We start from the raw sequence: 16,545 nt of genomic DNA on the forward strand, positions 1-16,545 counted from the left end.
GCTGGTCGGGTGGAACTGCCTGCCTACCTCCTCGTCCTCTGGCGCTTCAAGCTGCTCGTCGTCGCGAGTGCCGTGCTCGCGGTGATCGTCGCCACCGCCGTGCACTTCTCGGTCACCGACGAGGGGCTCACCCTGCGCGGCGACCGCGAGCACAGCGCCGCCGTGACCGTGCTGCTGGGTGGCGGCCCGAAGAACCCGTACGCCGCCCAGATCCCGGGTGTCGAGCGCGTCCCGGGAGTGGAGGAGGACCAGATCGCCGATCTGAGCAATACCGCGGTGATCTACGCCTACCTCGCCAGCGGCGAGGCGGTGCGCTCCGCCGTCGTCGCGCAGGCCGGTCCGCTCCGCGAGGGTGACAGCGTCGGCGCCGTCCGCCGGACCACCCAGCCGCGCGGCGACGAGTCCAACGGCGGCCGCTTCACGCTGCCCTTCCTCTCGGTCGTCGGCACCTCGTTCGAGCCCGACCGCGCCGTCGAGCTCTCCCGCGCCGCGACGACGGCCCTGCTCGACCGGATCGCGCAGGAGCAGGACGCGCAGGGCGTCCCGGAGGCGATCCGGGTCACGCTGACCGTGACCGACGAGGGCGAGGCCGTCCCCGGCCCGCTGGGCACGGTCGCCGTCCCGATCGCCGCGACGGGGCTGGCCACGTTCCTGATCGCCGTCCTCGGGATCCTCCTCGGGGACGGGATCCGGCGGCGGCGCTCATCCGCTCCCCCGGTGCGCCGCCGCTCGTGGCCGGAGGAGCCCGACCTCGCCGCCGAGATCGAGTCCGCCCTCGCCGCCGAGAACCGGACCGAGAGGCAGGACACCGTGTCCCGTCATTGACTACCTCCGCTCACCTGGGAGGTCAACCCCGTTCGGGAACACCGCCGCGGTCGTAGCGTGAATCCGCACGGTCGAGGCGCCAGCCCCCCGCGCACCACGAACGCGAAAGAGCACCATGACCCAGATCCCCGCTTTTCAACCCGCGCGATGGAGCCGGAACGGAATCAGGATCGTCGTCGTTCCCGGGGCGGAGCTGCCCCGCTTCCGACTCGAGATCGATCCGACCCTCCCCGCCGCCGCCACCGCCTTCACCGGCCCGTTCTCCTCCGTCCTGGACGCGGAGCGCGCCGCCGAGGCGATCGCCTCCTCAGGGCAGCACAGACTGTCCGCCTGACCCCGTCGGCCGGAATGCTCGGCGGGCCCGGCCTCAGTCGGCGAGCGCGTCGAGCGGACCCGTCGGCAGGGCGATCCAGCCCTCGGCCCGCGCCGCCTCCCTCAGCTCCTCCGGAACCGGGAGCGTCGACCCGAGCGCGTGCGCGCGGGCGTTCAGAGCCGCGACGACCGCGTCGAAGGCGTCGTCCGAGCGCGCCATCAGCGCCGCGGCCGCCTCGGGCAGCACGAGCCACGGCGCCGCCCGGCGGAGCGCGCCCACGGCGAGCGCCACCGCCTCCGGCCGCGTCTTGTAGCCGGTCGTGTCCACTCCCCAGAGCCGCAGCGCCGCCGCGGGGTAGGCCTCGACGAGCCGCCCGCCGCCCGAGCGGTCGACCTCCTCGCCGGCCGCCGCGAAGGCGTCCAGCAGCTCGGCGCAGCGCATCGCCGTCATGCCGAGCCGGTCGGTGGAGACGCTGAGCGGCCAGCGGCCCGTCACCTCGCGCGCGGCGCGGTCGGTCTCGCGGTAGGCCAGTCGCCGCCGCCAGTCGCGGCCGGCGAGGGTGCGTGGAGCGATCTCGCGGCGGGTGTGCGCCGAGACGAACGCGGCGAACTCGAGCGGCCAGCCGAACGCGCAGTCGATGCCGATCGTCGCCGCCTCCCGCGAGGTCGCCACGATGTCGTCGTCGGAGGCGCCCAGCACCAGCGAGCGGACGACCGCCCCGCCGCCGGTCCACTCCAGCGCGGCGAGCGCCGTCTTCGCGGGCTCCGCGGCGAGGTCGACCCCGATCGTGAGCATCCCGCCAGGCTATCGGCCGCGCGCGCCGGGACCGCCGCTCGGTACGCTCGGGCGATGACGCAACCGACCCCCGCCCTCGGGACGCACGCGACCCGGATCCCCGTCGCCGTCGTGCGCGTCGTCGTCGCCCTCGCGGTCCTCGCGGCCGTCCTCGGCACCGCGCTCGACACCGCCTCGCGCACCCCGATCGTGCCGGTGAACTTCTTCGGCTACTTCACCGTCCAGGGCAACATCCTGCTGGCCGTCGTCCTGCTGATCACCGCCGCGACGGCGTTCCGCGACCGGCCGCAGGGCTCGCTGCTGACGCTGGTCCGGGGGGCGACGACGAGCTACATCCTCGTCGTCGGCATCGTCTACAACACCCTGCTGATCGGGACGGCGGGCGGAGTCACGCTGCCCTGGGCCAACACGGTGCTGCACGTGCTCTTCCCGATCTACGGACTGCTCGACTGGCTGCTCGTCGCCGACCGGCCGGCCCTGCCCTGGCGCCGCCTCTGGGTGGTCACCGTCTACCCGATCGTCTGGCTGGTCGTCGTGCTCGTCCGCGGAGCGACCGACGGCTGGGTGCCGTACCCGTTCCTCGACCCCGCGAACGGCTACGGCGCCGTCGCGATCGCCGTCGTCATCGTCGCGGTCGCCTTCGTCCTCTCCGGCGCCCTGGTCTGGGCGCTCAGCCGAGTGCGGCTGCTCGGCGTCCGGCCCGCCTGACACGCCGCGGTTCGACCGGCCCCGTTCTGGGGCCAGCCGAGCAGAAGCGCCCGATGGCCCCGCAGGCCTACCGTCAGGATCGGCGGCCCCCACCGCCGTCCCCCGACCGAGAGCGGTTCCCCTCATGCGCCTCCCCACCTCCCCCCGACCGCACCGCTCCGGGAGCCGCCGCCTGCGCGCCCTCGCCGCCGGTGCCGTGCTCGCCCTCGCCGCCGCGGTCGTGCCCGCCGGCGCCGCATCCGCCGCGACCCCAACCCTGTCCGTGCTCAGCCTCGGCGACTCGATCACGCAGGCCTACGGCACCTGCGGCCAGTTCGCGGACTGCCCGCGCAACAACTGGTCGACCGGCACGAACACGACCGTGAACTCCTTCGCGAGCCGCCTGCGCACCGCGAACCCGGGCACCACGGTGACCACCGCGAACTTCGCCCAGACCGGCGACCTGATCGCCGGCGTCCCCGCGCGCATCGACGCCGCCGTCGCCGCCGGCGTCCGACCCGACGTCGTCACCCTCCTGATCGGCGGCAACGACCTCTGCTCCGCGAAGAACCCGGTCGCCGCCGACGGCTACACGATGACCACGGCCGCCGCCTTCAGCACCGGAGCGAGCGCCGCGATCACCAAGATCCGCAGCACCTGGCCCGCCGCCAAGATCGTCCTCTCCTCGATGCCGAACGTCGCCGCCGAGTGGGCCGTCGTCAAGGGCGGCTTCGGCTCGGTCGTCTGGGCCTCCGGGAACCTCTGCCGCACCACCCGCGGCGTCAGCGCGACGGGCGGGCGCCTCAGCACCGCCGCCGCCGCGGCGTCGGCCACCGCCGCGAAGACCCGGACGACGCAGTACAACAGCGCGCTGCAGAAGGCGTGCGCGTCGGCCGGCACCCTCTGCGACTACGACGGCGGCGCGCTCACCGCGACCCCGGTCACCAAGGCGCTCATCGGCACCACCGACTACTTCCACCCCAGCATCGCCGGCCAGGCGAAGATCGCCTCGGTGCAGTGGACGGCGTCGAACTTCGGAGCCGCGGGCTAGGGCCAGACGCGGCCGCTCGGCGCCTCAGGCGTCCTGCGGCCGCTCGCCCTCGCGCAGCCGGCGCTGCTCCTCCGCGAGCCGCGCGTAGTGCGCCTCCTCGCGCTCGAGGTCGGCGAGCTGCTCCTCGGTGCTCTTCGTCGGGGGCCGCACGATCATCGTCGGCGGCGGCGGCGTCTTCGAGCGCCGGGGCCGGAGGGTGCGCCCGCCCGGAACGAACGAGGCGCCCTCGCCCTTCTTCCAGTCGTGCCCGAGCAGGAACCAGATCGTCACGCCGATCAGCGGGATGAAGACGATCAGCAGGATCCAGACGATCTTGGGCAGATTGCGGACCACGTTGTCCGGCTGACGCACGACATCCACGAGCGCCAGCACCATCAGCACGACGGTCAGCAGCGAGAACAGAAACCCCATGCGTCCGAGGGTACGTCGCCCGACCCCTGAACGTCCTCGCAGTCGCCGCGCGCGGACCCGACGGAGCACGCCGCCGCCACCGCGCGGCGCGGATCACCGCCCACCGGTGTCCGGCCACGGAGCGACGGGCGGGATCCCCGCCGGCGCAAGCGTCCGCGGCCGCGTCCGTCGAGCCCGGGAGCACGATCGCGCGGGCCGCGCACCGCCCGCCGCCGATCGGGGCTCGGCGAGCGCGCGACGGCCGCAAGCGTCTCCTCCCGAGCCGGACGGCCCGCCGCGCCCGTCGCCCGCGGTCCCCCGCGATCCGGTCTCACCCTCCGCCCTCCGCACGGCCTCCGCCCCGCTCCCGGCGCGAGGCCGAGTCGAGCGAAGGAGTGCGAGTGGACCGGCGCGACGACCACCCGGCGAGCACCGGCGCCCGTCTGCCCCGGCCGATCGCGGGCGCACTGCTCGGCAACGCCGTGTTCGGCGGCATCACCGCCGTCGGCGTGCCGGTCGCACTCGACGCCGCCGGTCTCGCGAAGGCGCAGATCGCGGTCTTCTTCGTCGTGAACGCGGCGATCGCGGTCGCCTACAACACCCTGCTCGTCCCGCGGATCCGCAGGGCCGGCTACCCGAGGGCAGCGCTGCTCGCGACCTCGGCCGCGGTGCCCGCGGGCGTCCTGCTGATCCGCTTCAGCGGCGGTGCGCCGATCCCCCTGCATCTCGGCGGCGCGCTGATGCTCTTCGTCACCACCGTCATTCCGCAGCTGTTCGGCCGGGTCGCCGCGCGCCGTGGCGGCGAGGCCCAGGAGTCGATGATCGCGCGGCTGCGGGCGGTCCTGATCTCCGGCTACATCCTCGGCCTGATCGTCTACGCGCTGCTCGCGCAGGCCGGGATCGACCCGCTCCTCGGAGCCGCCGCGGCCGCCGCGGGGACGACCCTCTGCGCGGTCGGCTGCGCCTCCTCGCCGGCCGGTCGGGAGCCGGGCGACGAGTCGGCGGCGAGCGCGACCCGCTCCCGTCGCCTCGGCGTCTTCGTCGCGGCCCTGGCCCTGGTGGCGCTGCTCAAGTCGGTCGACACGCTGCGGGCGATCTACCTGCCGCTGTCGGCGATCGCCTCCGGCGTCCCGGCCGCGCTGGTCGCGCCGGCGCTCCTCGCCTCCGCCGTCCTCGAGCTCGCCGCGCTGCCCGCGCTCAGCCGCCTGAGCGCCGCCCGCGGCAGCACCCTCACCCTCGCGGTCGTCGCGCTCGCGGGCATCGTCTCGTTCTCGATCCTGGCCGGCAGCACCTCGTACGGCACCCTGCTCGTCTCGCAGCTGGTCTACGCCGTCGTCGGCGCCGGCTACCAGAGCATCGGCCTCCTCCTGCTGGAGCGGACGAGCGGTGGCGGGCCCGGCGCCGGTGCGAGCGCCTACATGGCCGTCGTCCAGATCGGCACGGTGCTGGGCGCCCTGCTCCCGCTCGCGGTCACCGGCTACGACCCGCGGATCTTCCTCCTCGCGGTCGCCCTCTCCGCGGGCGCACTGGTGCTCGCGCTGGCCCTGCGCCTCTCCCACCAGCGGCTGTGACCCCCTCATCCGTGTTCGGACTGCCGGGAGGTTCGATCCGCAGGCGATCCGCCCGATCAGGCGGCAGCTGAGCGGAGGAACGCGCTCTCCACCCCGATCCACCTGCAGAACGCACAGCCACCCGCCCGAGCGCCCGCGCCTCCCAGCCGCCGCATGACACCATCGACGGATGAGCGCGCCCACCCCCGCCCCCGCGAGACGCCGCGTCCTCACCCCGCGCCGCGCCGCCCTGATCGCCGCGCTGACCGCGCTGGTCGCAGGTCTCGCGCTCCTCGGCCTCGTCGCCCTGCAGTACGGCACCCTCGCCGCGCAGGGCTTCGACGCCGTCTGCCTCGCGAGTGTCGGCCGCGTGCCCGCCGAGGAGGGCTCGCTCGTCGCCGGCTCCTGGTCGTGGTGGCCGCTCGGCGGCTCGTGCCGGTGGGAGCTGCTCGACGGCACCGTCGTCGAGTCCGCCCCCGACTGGTCGACGACCGCCGTCGCGATCGTCGGAGCTGCGCTCGTGCTCCTCGGAGTCGTCGGCACGGCGCTCGCACTCCTCGTGCGGCGCCGCGCGCGCTGACTCAGCGGTCGAAGAGGTTCCCGAGTCCGCCGAGATCAGGCATCTCGAAGTTCGAGCCGAAGTCCGAGACCTGCTCGCCGAGCCCCGACACGTGCTCGCCGGCGCCGGAGACGAACTCGCCCGCGCCGCCGGTGATGTCGCCGAACTCGCCCAGGTCGCCGAACTCGCCCAGTCCGCCGGCCAGGTTCTCGAAGTCCACGCCCATCCCGGCCGCCTGCGCGAGCAGCGGACCGGCGACGCTGCTGAGCACCGCGCCGCCCGCGACCGCCGCGAGCAGTCCGCCCGCCGCGCCCAGGCCGACGCCGGCGACGGCGCCCACTCCGGCCCCGGCGAGCGCGCCCTTCGTTCCCGGCTTCGAGAACATCTTCTTCAGGAATCCGGGGTTGTGCGCCTCGCCGCGCGTCGCCGCCCGGGCGAGATCGTCGGGAGCGGAGGAGCGCGGCTGCTCGTTCGCGGGCAGCTCGTCGCGCAGGCGCCCCTCGACCTGGGCGCGCTGCGCCGGCGTCAGCTTCGCGAACGCGTCGCGGTGCACCTGCTCCAGCTGCTCGGGGTCGGCGGTGCGGAGGAGGTAGTCGTAGCGGGCGATCGCGGCACGGTCCTCCGGCGCGACGGCGGCGCCCGGGCGGGCGTCCTGCGGTCGGCCGGCCGGACGCGGCGAGCCGTAGGAGGGAGTGCCGGCGGCGGGGGTGCCGGCGCCGGTAGTCGAGCGGCCCGGGGCTCCGGGAGCGGAGGTGCGGGAGTCACCCGTCACCGCGTTGGCGGCCGAGCGGACCATGTCGCGCCAGTCCGTCCCGCCGCCGGTGGACGACGAGGGGCGCGAGGAGGAGCTCGACGAGCTCTTCGAGTCGAGCGCCTTCGACGCCATGCTGAGGATGCGCTTGAGAGTGCTCACAGGGGACCTTCCGTCGGGTAACAGGTTCGATAGTGGCTGGCCCTCCTGAGCGAAGCCCGGTGGAACGCCCTCCGGAAGCCGAGAACGCCCGCTCCGGCCAGGGATCGCACCCGCGCTCCGCTGTCAGCGGACTCGGCTCGTCTCCGGCGCTCCGGGGAGGCGCCGCGGGAGGATCGCGGGCAGACTCCTGCCATGGAACTGCTCTTCGTGCACGGCGCCCTGGTCCGCGACGGCGACTGGTGGTGGCACCGCACCGCCGAGCTGCTCCTCGAGCGCACCGGCGTCGCGAGCCGTGCCGTCGCCCTGCCCTCCTGCGGCGAGGATCCGAGCGCCCCGGCGGGCAGCGGACTGGTCGAGGACGCGGCCGCCCTCCGGTCCGCGCTCGACGAGGTCGACGAGGCGATCGTCGTCGGCCACTCCTACGGCGGCACGGTCATCGCCGAGGCCGGCGCGCACCCCGCGATCGCCCGCCTCGTGCTCATCTCCTCCTACCTGCCCGAGATCGGCCTGGCGCAGGGGGACATCATGAGTGGCGAGTCCGACCCGGTCTCGGTCGCTCCCGGCGACGACGGTCTGCTCCGCGTGTCGGGCTACGACGCCGCCTCGTTCGGCCGCCGCTTCCTCCAGGACGCCGACGAGAGCACGCAGCGCGCCGCCTGGGAGCGCGTCACCGCCCAGTCGCTCGCCGCGTTCACCACCCCCACCTCCGCCGCCGGCTGGCAGGGCGTCGACTCCACCTCCCTGGTCTGCACCGAGGACCGCAGCACCTCGGTCGGCCTCCAGCGCTCCCACGCCGAGCGCGCCACCCGCTCGATCGACCTGCCGACCGGTCACCACCCGTTCCTGTCCCGGCCCGACCTCGTCGTCGCCGCGCTCGAGGCGATCCTCCCCGAGTGACCCGCATCGTCCTCGCCACCGCCGACGGCTCCGTCCGCGCGTCGATCGACCCGGTCGCGGCGAGCATCCGCACCCTCGAGGTCCGCGGCCGCGCCCTCGTCGAGCCCTCCGACGGCGAGCAGCCGCCCGGGGCCGCCGGCGCCGTGCTCGTCCCCTGGCCCAACCGCGTCCGCGACGGCCGCTGGCTGCTCGACGGCGCGCCGCAACAGCTCGCGATCACCGACCCGGCCACGCACTCGGCGAATCACGGCCTCCTCGCGACCACGCGCTATCGCGTCGGCGCGCGCACCGCCGACAGCGTCACCCTGCACGCCCGCGTCGACTCCGCGCCCGGCTACCCCTTCGCCCTCGCCACCAGCGTCCGCTACGCGCTCCACCCGGACGGCATCGACGCCCACCACGTCCTCGTCAACGAGTCGGACCGGAGTGCCCCGGTCGCCCTCGGCGTCCACCCCTATCTCCGCGCCGGCGACGCCGCCGAGCCGCGCATCCGCCTCCCCGCCCGCGAGCGCCTCGTCCTCGACGAGCGCCACCTCCCCACCGGCGAGCGCCACCCGGTCGACGGCACGCCCTTCGATCTCCGCGCGGGCGTCCTCGAGCGGGACGCGCCCTGGCATGCGAGCCTCACCGCCCTCGACCGGGAGCCCGACGGCACCGTCCGCGCCGACCTCAGCGCTCCCGGCCACGGCCGGACCGTCCTCTGGGCCGACGCCTCCTTCACCGTGTTCCAGCTCTACATCGACCGCGACCGGCAGCCACCGGCGATCGCGATCGAGCCGATGACGGCCCCGCCCGACGCCCTCAACTCCGGCGAGGGGCTCCGCTGGCTGGCGCCGGGCGAGCGGTCCGAGCACCGCTGGGGCATCGTCGCCGAGTGAGCGGGTTCGTTCAGGTCCGCCGGCCGAGAAGCAGCAGCCACCGCGCGGAGGCCGAACGGCGCGCATCGGATCGTCCAGGTCGACCCTCGGTTCCCCCATTCCTCCCGGCGCCGAGCGCTCCGTAGCCTCGTGCCATGGCAGTCATCGCAGAAGCCTCGCAGCTCATCACGCCCCCGAGTGCGGCGGCCGAGATCCTCGCCCGGGGCGGAGCGGCGGTGTGGGAGGCGACGCTGACCCTGCCGACGTACACACCCGAGGAGCCGGTGCGGCTGCCGATGTTCCTCGACCGCCGCGTCTACCAGGGCTCGAGCGGCCGGGTGTACCCGCTCCCCTTCATCGACCGGATCGCCTCCGAGGCCGTCGACCAGGCGTGGCGCGTCGTCGTCCTCGAGAACGAGTTCGTCCAGGTCGTCGTCCTGCCCGAGCTCGGCGGCCGGATCTACTCCGGCTACGACAAGACCACCGGCTACGACTTCTTCTACCGCAACACCGTCATCAAGCCGGCGCTCGTCGGCCTGGCCGGCCCGTGGATCAGCGGCGGCGTCGAGTTCAACTGGCCGCAGCACCACCGCCCCGGCACCTACCTGCCGACGGCCTGGAGCCTCGAGCGCGCCGACGACGGCTCGGTCGTCGTCTGGTGCAGCGACCACGACCCGTTCAGCCGGATGAAGGGGCTGCACGGTGTGCGCCTGCGCCCGGGCTCGAGCCTCGTCGAGCTCGACGTGCGCCTGCACAACCGCACCAGCGAGCGGCACACCTTCCTCTGGTGGGCGAACGTCGCGGCGCGGGTGCACGACGACTACCAGTCGTTCTTCCCGCGCGACGTCCGCTACGTCGCCGACCACGCGCGCCGCGCGATCACCGCGTTCCCCGCCGCCGACCGCCCCTACTACGGCGTCGACTACCCCGCCCTCGCGGCCGAGCGCGGCGACGGTCCGCCCGCAGACGGACCGCCCGCCGACCGCATCGACTGGTACCGCAACATCCCCGTCCCCACCTCGTACATGGTCGTCGGCACCGACGACTCCTTCTTCGGCGGCTACGACCACCGCGCCGGCGCCGGCTTCGTGCACTGGGCCGACCGCCGCTTCGCCCCGGGGAAGAAGCAGTGGACCTGGGGCGACGCCCCGTTCGGCCACGCCTGGGACGCGCAGCTCACCGACGCCGACGGCCCCTACGTCGAGCTGATGGCCGGCGTCTACACCGACAACCAGCCCGACTTCTCCTGGCTGATGCCCGGCGAGACCAAGACGTTCTCGCAGTACTGGTACCCGATCAGCGGCATCGGAGTGGCGCACCAGGCGACCCGCGACGCGGCCGTGCACCTGGACGTCGAGGCCGGATCGATCGCGCTCGGCGTCGCGACGACGCGCCGCTTCCCGGAGGCGACGGTCGCCCTGCACGCCGACGGCGCCGTGCTGCAGGAGTGGACGCTCGACCTCGCGCCCGGGCAGCCGCTCCTCGCCGATCTGCCGACGACCCGCACCGGCCCGGAGGGCCTCGGCGTCACGGTCGTCGCTCAGGGCACGGTCGTGCTCGCCTACGAGGTGCCGGCGGAGTTCGACGACACCGAGCCCGAGGTCGCGACCGAGCCGCCAACGCCCGCGGAGACCGCCTCGATCGACGAGCTGTACCTCGTCGGCGTCCACCTCGCGCAGTACCGGCACCCGACCCGCTCCCCGCTGCCGTACTGGGAGGAGGCGCTCCGCCGCGATCCCGGTGACGCGCGCGTGCACCTCGCCCTCGCCGACCACGCCTACCGCCGCGGCGAGTACACCGACGCGCTCGCCCACGCCGACGCGGCGATCCGGCGCCTCACCGCCCGCAACGGCAACCCGGCCGACACCGAGGCCTTCTACCTGCGCGGGCTGATCCTGCGCCGGCTCGGGCGCACGACCGAGGCTGCCGCCGCCTTCGGCAAGGCCGCGTGGGACGGGAAGTGGGCGCACGCCGCCCTGTTCGAGAGCGCGCGGCTCTCGGCCGCCGCCGGTGACCACTCCGCGGCCCTGGACGACCTCCGGACCTCCCGCCGCCTCGACACCGACGACCTCCGGGCCCGCGCGCTCGAGGCGGTCTGCCTGCGGGCGCTCGGCCGGGGCGACGAGGCCGCGGAGCTGCTCCGCGCGACCCTGCGCCTCGATCCGCTCGACCAGCTCGCCCGGACCCTCACCGGGTCCGACCCGGCCGAGGCGCTCGAGCGGATCGACGTCGCGCTCGATCTCGCCTCCTTCGGCGAGCGCGGCGAGGCCGAGCGACTGCTCCGCTCGGTCGCGCTCGGAGCGGCCGGGGCACCCGGAGCGCGCAACGCCGCGCCGATCGCCGCGTACCTGCTCGCCCACCAGGGCGCCGCCGTCGACACCCGCGCACTCGATCTCACCCGCGCCTTCCCGGCCGGCCTCGACGCGCACGACGCGCTGACCGCGGCCGTCACCGCCGATCCCGGCGACACCGTCGCGCGCGCGCTGCTCGGGATGCTCCTCTACGACACCGGGCGACGTGCCGAGGCCGCCGCGCACTGGCGGCGCGCGATCGGCGACGGAAGCACCGACGCGGTCACCCACCGCAACGCCGGCCTCGCCGCCTACAACGACGAGGCCGACGACGACGCGGCGTGGGCGTCCTACCTCCGCGCCCGCGAACTCGCCCCGCGCGACGCGCGCCTGCTCTACGAGCTCGACCAGCTCGCCGCCCGCCTCGGCCACGCCCCGGCCGACCGCCTCGCCCGGCTCGAGGCCGCCCGCGAGCTCGTGCTCTCCCGCGACGACCTCACCGTCGAGTACGCCGAGCTCCTGAGCGCCGCGGGCCGAGCGCAGGAGGCGCTCTCGCTCCTCGAATCGCGCCGCTTCCAGCCCTGGGAGGGCGGCGAGGGCCGCACGCTCGCGGCCTGGGACGCGGCGCGGACGGCGCTCGGACTCGACACCGCGACTCCCCCGGCGACCCTCGGCGAGGCGCGCCCGCTCTTCGACGCCCCGCAGGCCACTCTCGAGGACGGCTCGACCGACTACTTCGCGACGAGCCTGCCGTCGCTGCTGCTCTTCCACCGCGACTGACCGCGGCGCGCACGACGGAGGGGGAGGGCCGGCTGCGAGCAGCCGGCCCTCCCCCTCCGTCACCCGTCTACTTGCTCGAGCCCACCATCAGCCCGGACACGAACTGCTTCTGGAACGCGAAGAACACGATCGCGGTCGGGATCGCCGCCACGACGGCCCCCGAGGCCACGACGTTCCACTGGCTCACGTAGCCGCCCTGGATGTTGAGCAGCGCGGCCGTGATCGGGAAGTTCGTCTCGGTCCGCAGCACCGTCACCGCCCAGATCAGGTCGTTCCAGATCCAGGTGGTCGCGAGCGCACCGAGCGCCGCGAGCGACGGCCGGCACAGCGGCAGCAGGATCCGCCAGTAGGTGCGGAGCACCCCCGCGCCGTCGACCTGCGCCGCCTCGAAGATCTCGGCCGGGATCGAGCGCATGAACCCGTGCAGCACGAAGGTGTAGAAGCCGAGCCCGAAGCCGACCTGCACCACGATCAGCGCGAAGAGCGTGTCGTAGATGCCGAGGCTCTCGGTGATCCGCGAGACCGGGATCAGCAGGATCTGCGGCGGCAGCAGGTTGCCCGCCAGCATCAGCAGCAGGATCCCCCGGCGGAACGGGATGTGGAACCGGCTGAGCGCGAACGCCGCCCAGGAGGCCAGCAGCAGCGAGAGCAGCACGGTGAACACCGTGACTATCAGGCTGTTCACCAGCGCCTCGCCGACGAGCCCGGCGGTGAACACCGTGACGAAGCCGTCGAGGGTGAAGGTCGAGGGCAGGGCGCCGAGCCCGTTGCCCGTGATGTCGTCGAAGCTGCGGACGGCCACGAAGAGCACGAACAGCATCGGCAGCACCCAGAGCAGCGCGACCGGCGCCATGATCGCGTGGAAGATCCACGAGCCCTTCACGCGGCGGCGCGGGAGGGTCGGCGCGGCGAGGCCGGGCGCGACCGGAGCGATGACGGCCATCTCAGTCCTCCTCCTTCGTGGCGCGCACGAGGTACGTGATGATGAAGACGATCGCGAGCAGGAAGATGATGACCGCGATCGCGGAGCCGTAGCCGAGGTTCAGCACGGTGAAGCTCTCCTGGAACATGTAGGTCGAGAGCAGCTGCGTCGAGTTGTACGGCCCGCCGCGGGTCATCGCCCAGACGATGTCGAAGGTGCGCAGCGAGTCGATCACGGTGACCGCGAAGACCACGCCGTTGACGCCCTTCAGCTGCGGCATCACGATCCGCCAGAACCGCTGCGTCCGCGAGGCGCCGTCCACCTGCGCCGCCTCCTCGAGGCTCGGATCCACGCCCTTCAGCCCCGCCAGGTAGAGCACCATGATGTAGCCGCACTGCCGCCAGACCGCGGCGACGAGCACCGCGTAGAGCGCGAGCGTCGGGTCCGCGAGCCACTGCCGCTCGAGGTCGCCCAGGCCGATCCCGCCGAGGAAGGTGTTGACGACACCGTCCGGCTGGTAGATCACCCGCCAGAACAGGCCGGTCACCGCCAGCGAGAACACCATCGGAAGGTAGATCGCGCTGCGGTAGATCCCGACCCCGCGCCGCGGCTTGTTCAGCGCCACGGCCAGCGCGAGTCCGATCGCCACGGAGAGCCCGCCGAAGCCGACCACCCAGATGACGTTGTTGACCAGCGCGGTCGCGAAGATCGGATCCGAGCCGAGGTCGGTGAAGTTGTCGAAGCCGATGAACTCCGGGTCGCCGATCCCGTTCCACCGGGTGAGCGAGAGGTAGAAGGAGTTGATCGCCGGCCAGAACACCCAGGCCAGCTCGATCGCGAGCGGGATGAGCAGGAAGAGCCAGACCACCGCGGGCACCCGGGTGATCCGGCGCCCCTTCCCCGAGCGGACCATCGGCCGCCCGGGCGGCTCCGGCGGTCCGGCCGGCGCCGGGGCGGGCGGCCGCTCCACGGCGGCCGCCCTGGTCGTCCCGGTCACGGGTTGAAGACCTTGTCGGCGGCCGTCTGCCACTCCTTCAGGATGCTGTCGACGTCGCCCGGCTGCGCGATGAACTTGGTCAGCGCGGTGTCGGCCGTCGTCTGCAGGTCGTCGGAGGAGTCGCGGTTGAAGAACTGCGTGATCTGCTCGGTCCCGGCCAGCAGCGCGACGCCCTTCTGCACCAGCGGCGAGAAGGCGGTGGTGTCGACGTCGGGCGAGGTCGGCAGGTTCGACGACTGCGAGGCCGCGATGTAGGCGGACTGGCTCTCGGCCCCCGCGAGATAGGAGAGGAACGCCTTGGTGCCCTCCGCGTCCTTCGTCTTCGCGCTGGCGAAGTAGCCGTCGGTCGGCGCCTCCTCCGCGGTCGGGATGCTCGCGTCGATCACCGGCACCGAGAAGAAGTCGAGGTCGTCGCCCTCGCCCTCCGGCATGTTCTGGCTGATGAACGCGCCGACGAGGTACATCGCGTTCTTCTTCTGCACCAGCGGCGTGACCGCATCCTGCCAGGCGTAGGAGGGGGCGTTCGGATCCATGAACGGCACGATGTCGGCGTAGTACTTCATCACGTTCTTCACCTCGGTGGAGTCGAACGACGACTTCCCGGCCAGGAGCTCCTTGTGGTAATCCGCGCCGTTCACCCGGAGATTGAGGATGTCGAACCAGCCGGACGCCATCCACGGCGTCGAACCGATGCCGTTCGAGAGCGGCACGATCCCCTGGCCCTGCAGCGTCTCGCAGAGCGCCATGAAGTCGTCCCAGGTGGTCGGCACCTCCACGCCCCACTCCTCGAACGCCGACTTGCGGTAGAAGACGCCCCACCAGTAGTAGTTCGTCGGCAGGAAGATCTGCTTGCCGCTCGCGTCGGTCGAGAGGTCCTTGAGCGCGGCGGAGTAGCCGGCCGCGGCGCCGTCGCCCGTCCACAGATCGGAGAGATCGAGCAGCAGGTCCTGCGCGGCGTAGTCGCGGGCCACGGAGCCGGCGTACCAGGTGAGCACGTCCGGCGGGTTGCCCGAGGTCAGGTAGGTGGAGAGCTGCGCGCGGAACTGCTCGATCGCCACGGTGTTGAGGGTGACGGAGCCGCTCGAGTAGCTCTTCACCAGCGCCTCGAGCGCCGCCTTCGGAGCCGGGTCGGAGAGCGAGGACTGCAGGACGATCCCGCCGCCGCCCGCGCCGCCGCCGCTTCCGCCACCGCCCATGCAGCCGGTGAGCAGTGCGGTGCTGCCGAGCGCGGTCGCGCCGTAGAGGAAGCCTCGTCGGGTGAGGTTCGGGAATCGCTGGTTGTCGGTCATGGTGTCCTCCTTGACTCCGTGATGCGGGGGTCGTGCTGTGGTGCGGGGGTGATGCGGTGGTGCGGTCCGCCTACGCGGGCGCGGCGAAGATCGCGTTGCACTCGCGCTGCAGGGCGATGTCGTCCCACATCGTGTGCTGGGGAGCGCCGTTCGAGCAGACGATCGAGCCGCGGGCGCCGACCCGTCGCGACTCGCGCATCGCGAGCCGGCAGTACTCGGCACCGATCGGCCCCTCCTCGAAGCGGCCCTCGAGCGGCGTGTAGCCCACCCAGCCCTCCCCGAAGACGAGGGGCACGCCGCGGAGGGCGGCGTGGTCGGCGGCGACGGCGATCCACATCCGCAGGGTCGCCTGCATCACGAGGTGGTGCGCCCCGTAGCGCTCGTAGAGGTAGCGGTCGATCTGCTCGGCGTCGCCCCAGTCGTGCGCGTAGATCTCGCCCTTGCCGACGATCGTCGCGGTCAGCTTCCACCGGTCCTCGGCGGGGAGCGTCCACTCGGCGATCGGCGGCGCCCCCTCGAGCAGGAAGGTCGCGGCGGCCAAATCCTGCTGGAACTCCTCGATCGGGCTGCGCAGCGCGAAGTCGGCGATGAACTCGTTCAGCACTCCGTAGATGTAGGGGTGCAGGACGAGCACGTCCGAGTTCCACGGGATCCCGCGCATCCCGCCGACGGGCACGTGCGCGTAGTTGACGGAGCACGGGACGCCCTCGGTCAGCTCGTGGAACCGGTCGATGGCGCGGGTGAGGCGCGGGCTGAGGGCGAGTGTCGCCGCATCGAGGTCGGCGCGGTCGTAGTCGAGCCCCTCGGTGAGGTGCCCGGCCTGCACCTCGTTGTGCAGCTCGACGAAGGCGACCCGGTCGTCGAGGTCGTGCTCAGCGAGGAAGCCGACGAGCGCGGCCTGCGCCTCCGCGAGCCGCTCGGCCCGCTCCTCGGGCGGCACCGCCATCAGCGCGTCGAACCAGTCGCGCTCGAGGGCGAAGGAGGAGGACTGCTGGTACTCCCAGGACGAGACGATGACGAAAATGCCGTGCCGCTTCGCCGCCGCGAACAGGGCGAGGAGGTGGGCGCGGCCGTCGAGCACGGTCGGCTCGGCGACGTCGTACCAGCGCACCCGCTGCGCGTAGCCGCCGCCGAGCGGGCCGAGCCGGAGTTCCCGGGTGTCGAGGCCGGAGCCGAAGAGCAGGAACGGCATCGCGCAGATCCGGATTGTGTTGTACCCCCGTTCGGTCGCGCCGGCGAAGGCCGCGTCGAGATCCGCGAACGGCTCGCCGGGACCGCTGCGCACGTACCAGGAGAAGTCCCAGAGGGTGATCGTCAGGCGCTCGGGGAGATGGTCCGCGAGCGGCACCGGCCGGTAGGGGGACGAGGGGTACTCCGCTGTGAGCATGGCGCCAGCCTAAGCACGCGACCAGCGCCGACCAATGAACCG

The 16,545-nt window shown here is 73.4% G+C and carries 16 protein-coding genes; 9 read left to right on the forward strand and 7 right to left on the reverse strand.

The features are described from left to right. Positions 1-9 precede the first annotated feature (9 nt). Together GSU72_RS14285 and GSU72_RS14290 are read left to right on the forward strand one after the other, a co-directional pair. On the forward strand, positions 10-825 hold the full coding sequence (locus tag GSU72_RS14285) for a hypothetical protein (protein ID WP_159985660.1): 816 nt from the start codon (positions 10-12) through the stop codon (positions 823-825). Between the two features lie 115 nt (positions 826-940). After that, positions 941-1,159 carry a hypothetical protein gene (locus GSU72_RS14290; protein WP_159985661.1) on the forward strand — a complete coding sequence of 73 codons (219 nt, stop codon included), beginning with the start codon at positions 941-943 and terminating at the stop codon, positions 1,157-1,159. 33 nt (positions 1,160-1,192) lie between these two features. On the opposite strand, the gene GSU72_RS14295 is transcribed toward GSU72_RS14290, so the two are convergent. Continuing rightward, positions 1,193-1,933: a DUF429 domain-containing protein gene (locus GSU72_RS14295; RefSeq protein ID WP_159985662.1), complete on the reverse strand. Its 741-nt coding sequence runs from the start codon at positions 1,931-1,933 to the stop codon at positions 1,193-1,195. A gap of 54 nt (positions 1,934-1,987) precedes the next feature. Here GSU72_RS14295 and GSU72_RS14300 point away from each other — a divergent pair, with 54 nt between their 5' ends. Next, the gene (locus tag GSU72_RS14300) at positions 1,988-2,641 is read left to right on the forward strand and encodes a Pr6Pr family membrane protein (protein WP_159985663.1); all 654 of its coding nucleotides are present in this window, start codon (positions 1,988-1,990) and stop codon (positions 2,639-2,641) included. Between the two features lie 124 nt (positions 2,642-2,765). Further along, positions 2,766-3,671, forward strand: a complete 906-nt coding sequence (locus GSU72_RS14305) for a GDSL-type esterase/lipase family protein (RefSeq protein WP_159985664.1) — start codon at positions 2,766-2,768, stop codon at positions 3,669-3,671. Between the two features lie 24 nt (positions 3,672-3,695). Here the strand turns inward: GSU72_RS14305 and GSU72_RS14310 are convergent, their stop codons facing one another. Continuing rightward, positions 3,696-4,082 carry a PLD nuclease N-terminal domain-containing protein gene (locus GSU72_RS14310; protein WP_159985665.1) on the reverse strand — a complete coding sequence of 129 codons (387 nt, stop codon included), beginning with the start codon at positions 4,080-4,082 and terminating at the stop codon, positions 3,696-3,698. A 380-nt stretch (positions 4,083-4,462) separates the two neighbouring features. On the opposite strand from GSU72_RS14310, the gene GSU72_RS14315 reads away from it, so the two are divergent. Beyond that, positions 4,463-5,632 carry a hypothetical protein gene (locus GSU72_RS14315; protein ID WP_159985666.1) on the forward strand — a complete coding sequence of 390 codons (1,170 nt, stop codon included), beginning with the start codon at positions 4,463-4,465 and terminating at the stop codon, positions 5,630-5,632. Positions 5,633-5,801: 169 nt separating this feature from the next. Further along, complete coding sequence (locus GSU72_RS14320; protein ID WP_159985667.1) at positions 5,802-6,191, forward strand: hypothetical protein; 390 nt, start codon at positions 5,802-5,804, stop codon at positions 6,189-6,191. A 1-nt stretch (position 6,192) separates the two neighbouring features. Here GSU72_RS14320 and GSU72_RS14325 read toward each other — a convergent pair whose 3' ends face one another. Continuing rightward, positions 6,193-7,083, reverse strand: a complete 891-nt coding sequence (locus GSU72_RS14325) for a cation-transporting ATPase (RefSeq protein WP_159985668.1) — start codon at positions 7,081-7,083, stop codon at positions 6,193-6,195. A gap of 192 nt (positions 7,084-7,275) precedes the next feature. Here GSU72_RS14325 and GSU72_RS14330 point away from each other — a divergent pair, with 192 nt between their 5' ends. From GSU72_RS14330 to GSU72_RS14340, 3 genes are all read left to right on the forward strand, one after another. Continuing rightward, positions 7,276-7,980 (forward strand): alpha/beta hydrolase, encoded by a 705-nt coding sequence (locus GSU72_RS14330; protein ID WP_159985669.1) that lies wholly within the window; start codon positions 7,276-7,278, stop codon positions 7,978-7,980. Next, a complete protein-coding gene (locus GSU72_RS14335; protein WP_159985670.1) occupies positions 7,977-8,858 on the forward strand; it encodes a galactose mutarotase in 882 nt (293 codons plus the stop codon). The genes GSU72_RS14330 and GSU72_RS14335 overlap by 4 nt, the downstream gene beginning before the upstream one ends. Before the next feature lie 134 nt (positions 8,859-8,992). Continuing rightward, positions 8,993-11,908, forward strand: coding sequence for a DUF5107 domain-containing protein (locus GSU72_RS14340; RefSeq protein WP_159985671.1), 2,916 nt, complete (start codon positions 8,993-8,995; stop codon positions 11,906-11,908). Between the two features lie 67 nt (positions 11,909-11,975). Here GSU72_RS14340 and GSU72_RS14345 read toward each other — a convergent pair whose 3' ends face one another. The 4 genes from GSU72_RS14345 to GSU72_RS14360 all read right to left on the reverse strand — a co-directional run bounded on the left by GSU72_RS14345 (position 11,976) and on the right by GSU72_RS14360 (position 16,503). Next, positions 11,976-12,851 carry a carbohydrate ABC transporter permease gene (locus GSU72_RS14345; protein ID WP_208545063.1) on the reverse strand — a complete coding sequence of 292 codons (876 nt, stop codon included), beginning with the start codon at positions 12,849-12,851 and terminating at the stop codon, positions 11,976-11,978. 1 nt (position 12,852) lies between these two features. Next, positions 12,853-13,827, reverse strand: a complete 975-nt coding sequence (locus tag GSU72_RS14350; protein WP_244255829.1) for a sugar ABC transporter permease — start codon at positions 13,825-13,827, stop codon at positions 12,853-12,855. Next, positions 13,824-15,116 (reverse strand): ABC transporter substrate-binding protein, encoded by a 1,293-nt coding sequence (locus GSU72_RS14355; protein WP_159985672.1) that lies wholly within the window; start codon positions 15,114-15,116, stop codon positions 13,824-13,826. The genes GSU72_RS14350 and GSU72_RS14355 overlap by 4 nt, the downstream gene beginning before the upstream one ends. 70 nt (positions 15,117-15,186) lie before the next feature. Then, positions 15,187-16,503 carry a cellulase-like family protein gene (locus tag GSU72_RS14360; protein ID WP_159985673.1) on the reverse strand — a complete coding sequence of 439 codons (1,317 nt, stop codon included), beginning with the start codon at positions 16,501-16,503 and terminating at the stop codon, positions 15,187-15,189. Between the last annotated feature and the right edge of the window lie 42 nt (positions 16,504-16,545).

Origin of the sequence: Rathayibacter sp. VKM Ac-2760 (assembly GCF_009834185.1) — a bacterium.
Lineage (GTDB): Bacteria > Actinomycetota > Actinomycetes > Actinomycetales > Microbacteriaceae > Rathayibacter.

Coding starts and splice junctions, on each gene's coding strand:
- GSU72_RS14310 (WP_159985665.1), bottom strand. CDS start 4,082: ATGGGGTTTCTGTTCTCGCTGCTGACCGTCGTGCTGATGGTGCTGGCG.
- GSU72_RS14355 (WP_159985672.1), bottom strand. CDS start 15,116: ATGACCGACAACCAGCGATTCCCGAACCTCACCCGACGAGGCTTCCTC.
- GSU72_RS14305 (WP_159985664.1), top strand. CDS start 2,766: ATGCGCCTCCCCACCTCCCCCCGACCGCACCGCTCCGGGAGCCGCCGC.
- GSU72_RS14330 (WP_159985669.1), top strand. CDS start 7,276: ATGGAACTGCTCTTCGTGCACGGCGCCCTGGTCCGCGACGGCGACTGG.
- GSU72_RS14300 (WP_159985663.1), top strand. CDS start 1,988: ATGACGCAACCGACCCCCGCCCTCGGGACGCACGCGACCCGGATCCCC.
- GSU72_RS14345 (WP_208545063.1), bottom strand. CDS start 12,851: ATGGCCGTCATCGCTCCGGTCGCGCCCGGCCTCGCCGCGCCGACCCTC.
- GSU72_RS14290 (WP_159985661.1), top strand. CDS start 941: ATGACCCAGATCCCCGCTTTTCAACCCGCGCGATGGAGCCGGAACGGA.
- GSU72_RS14320 (WP_159985667.1), top strand. CDS start 5,802: ATGAGCGCGCCCACCCCCGCCCCCGCGAGACGCCGCGTCCTCACCCCG.
- GSU72_RS14360 (WP_159985673.1), bottom strand. CDS start 16,503: ATGCTCACAGCGGAGTACCCCTCGTCCCCCTACCGGCCGGTGCCGCTC.
- GSU72_RS14295 (WP_159985662.1), bottom strand. CDS start 1,933: ATGCTCACGATCGGGGTCGACCTCGCCGCGGAGCCCGCGAAGACGGCG.
- GSU72_RS14340 (WP_159985671.1), top strand. CDS start 8,993: ATGGCAGTCATCGCAGAAGCCTCGCAGCTCATCACGCCCCCGAGTGCG.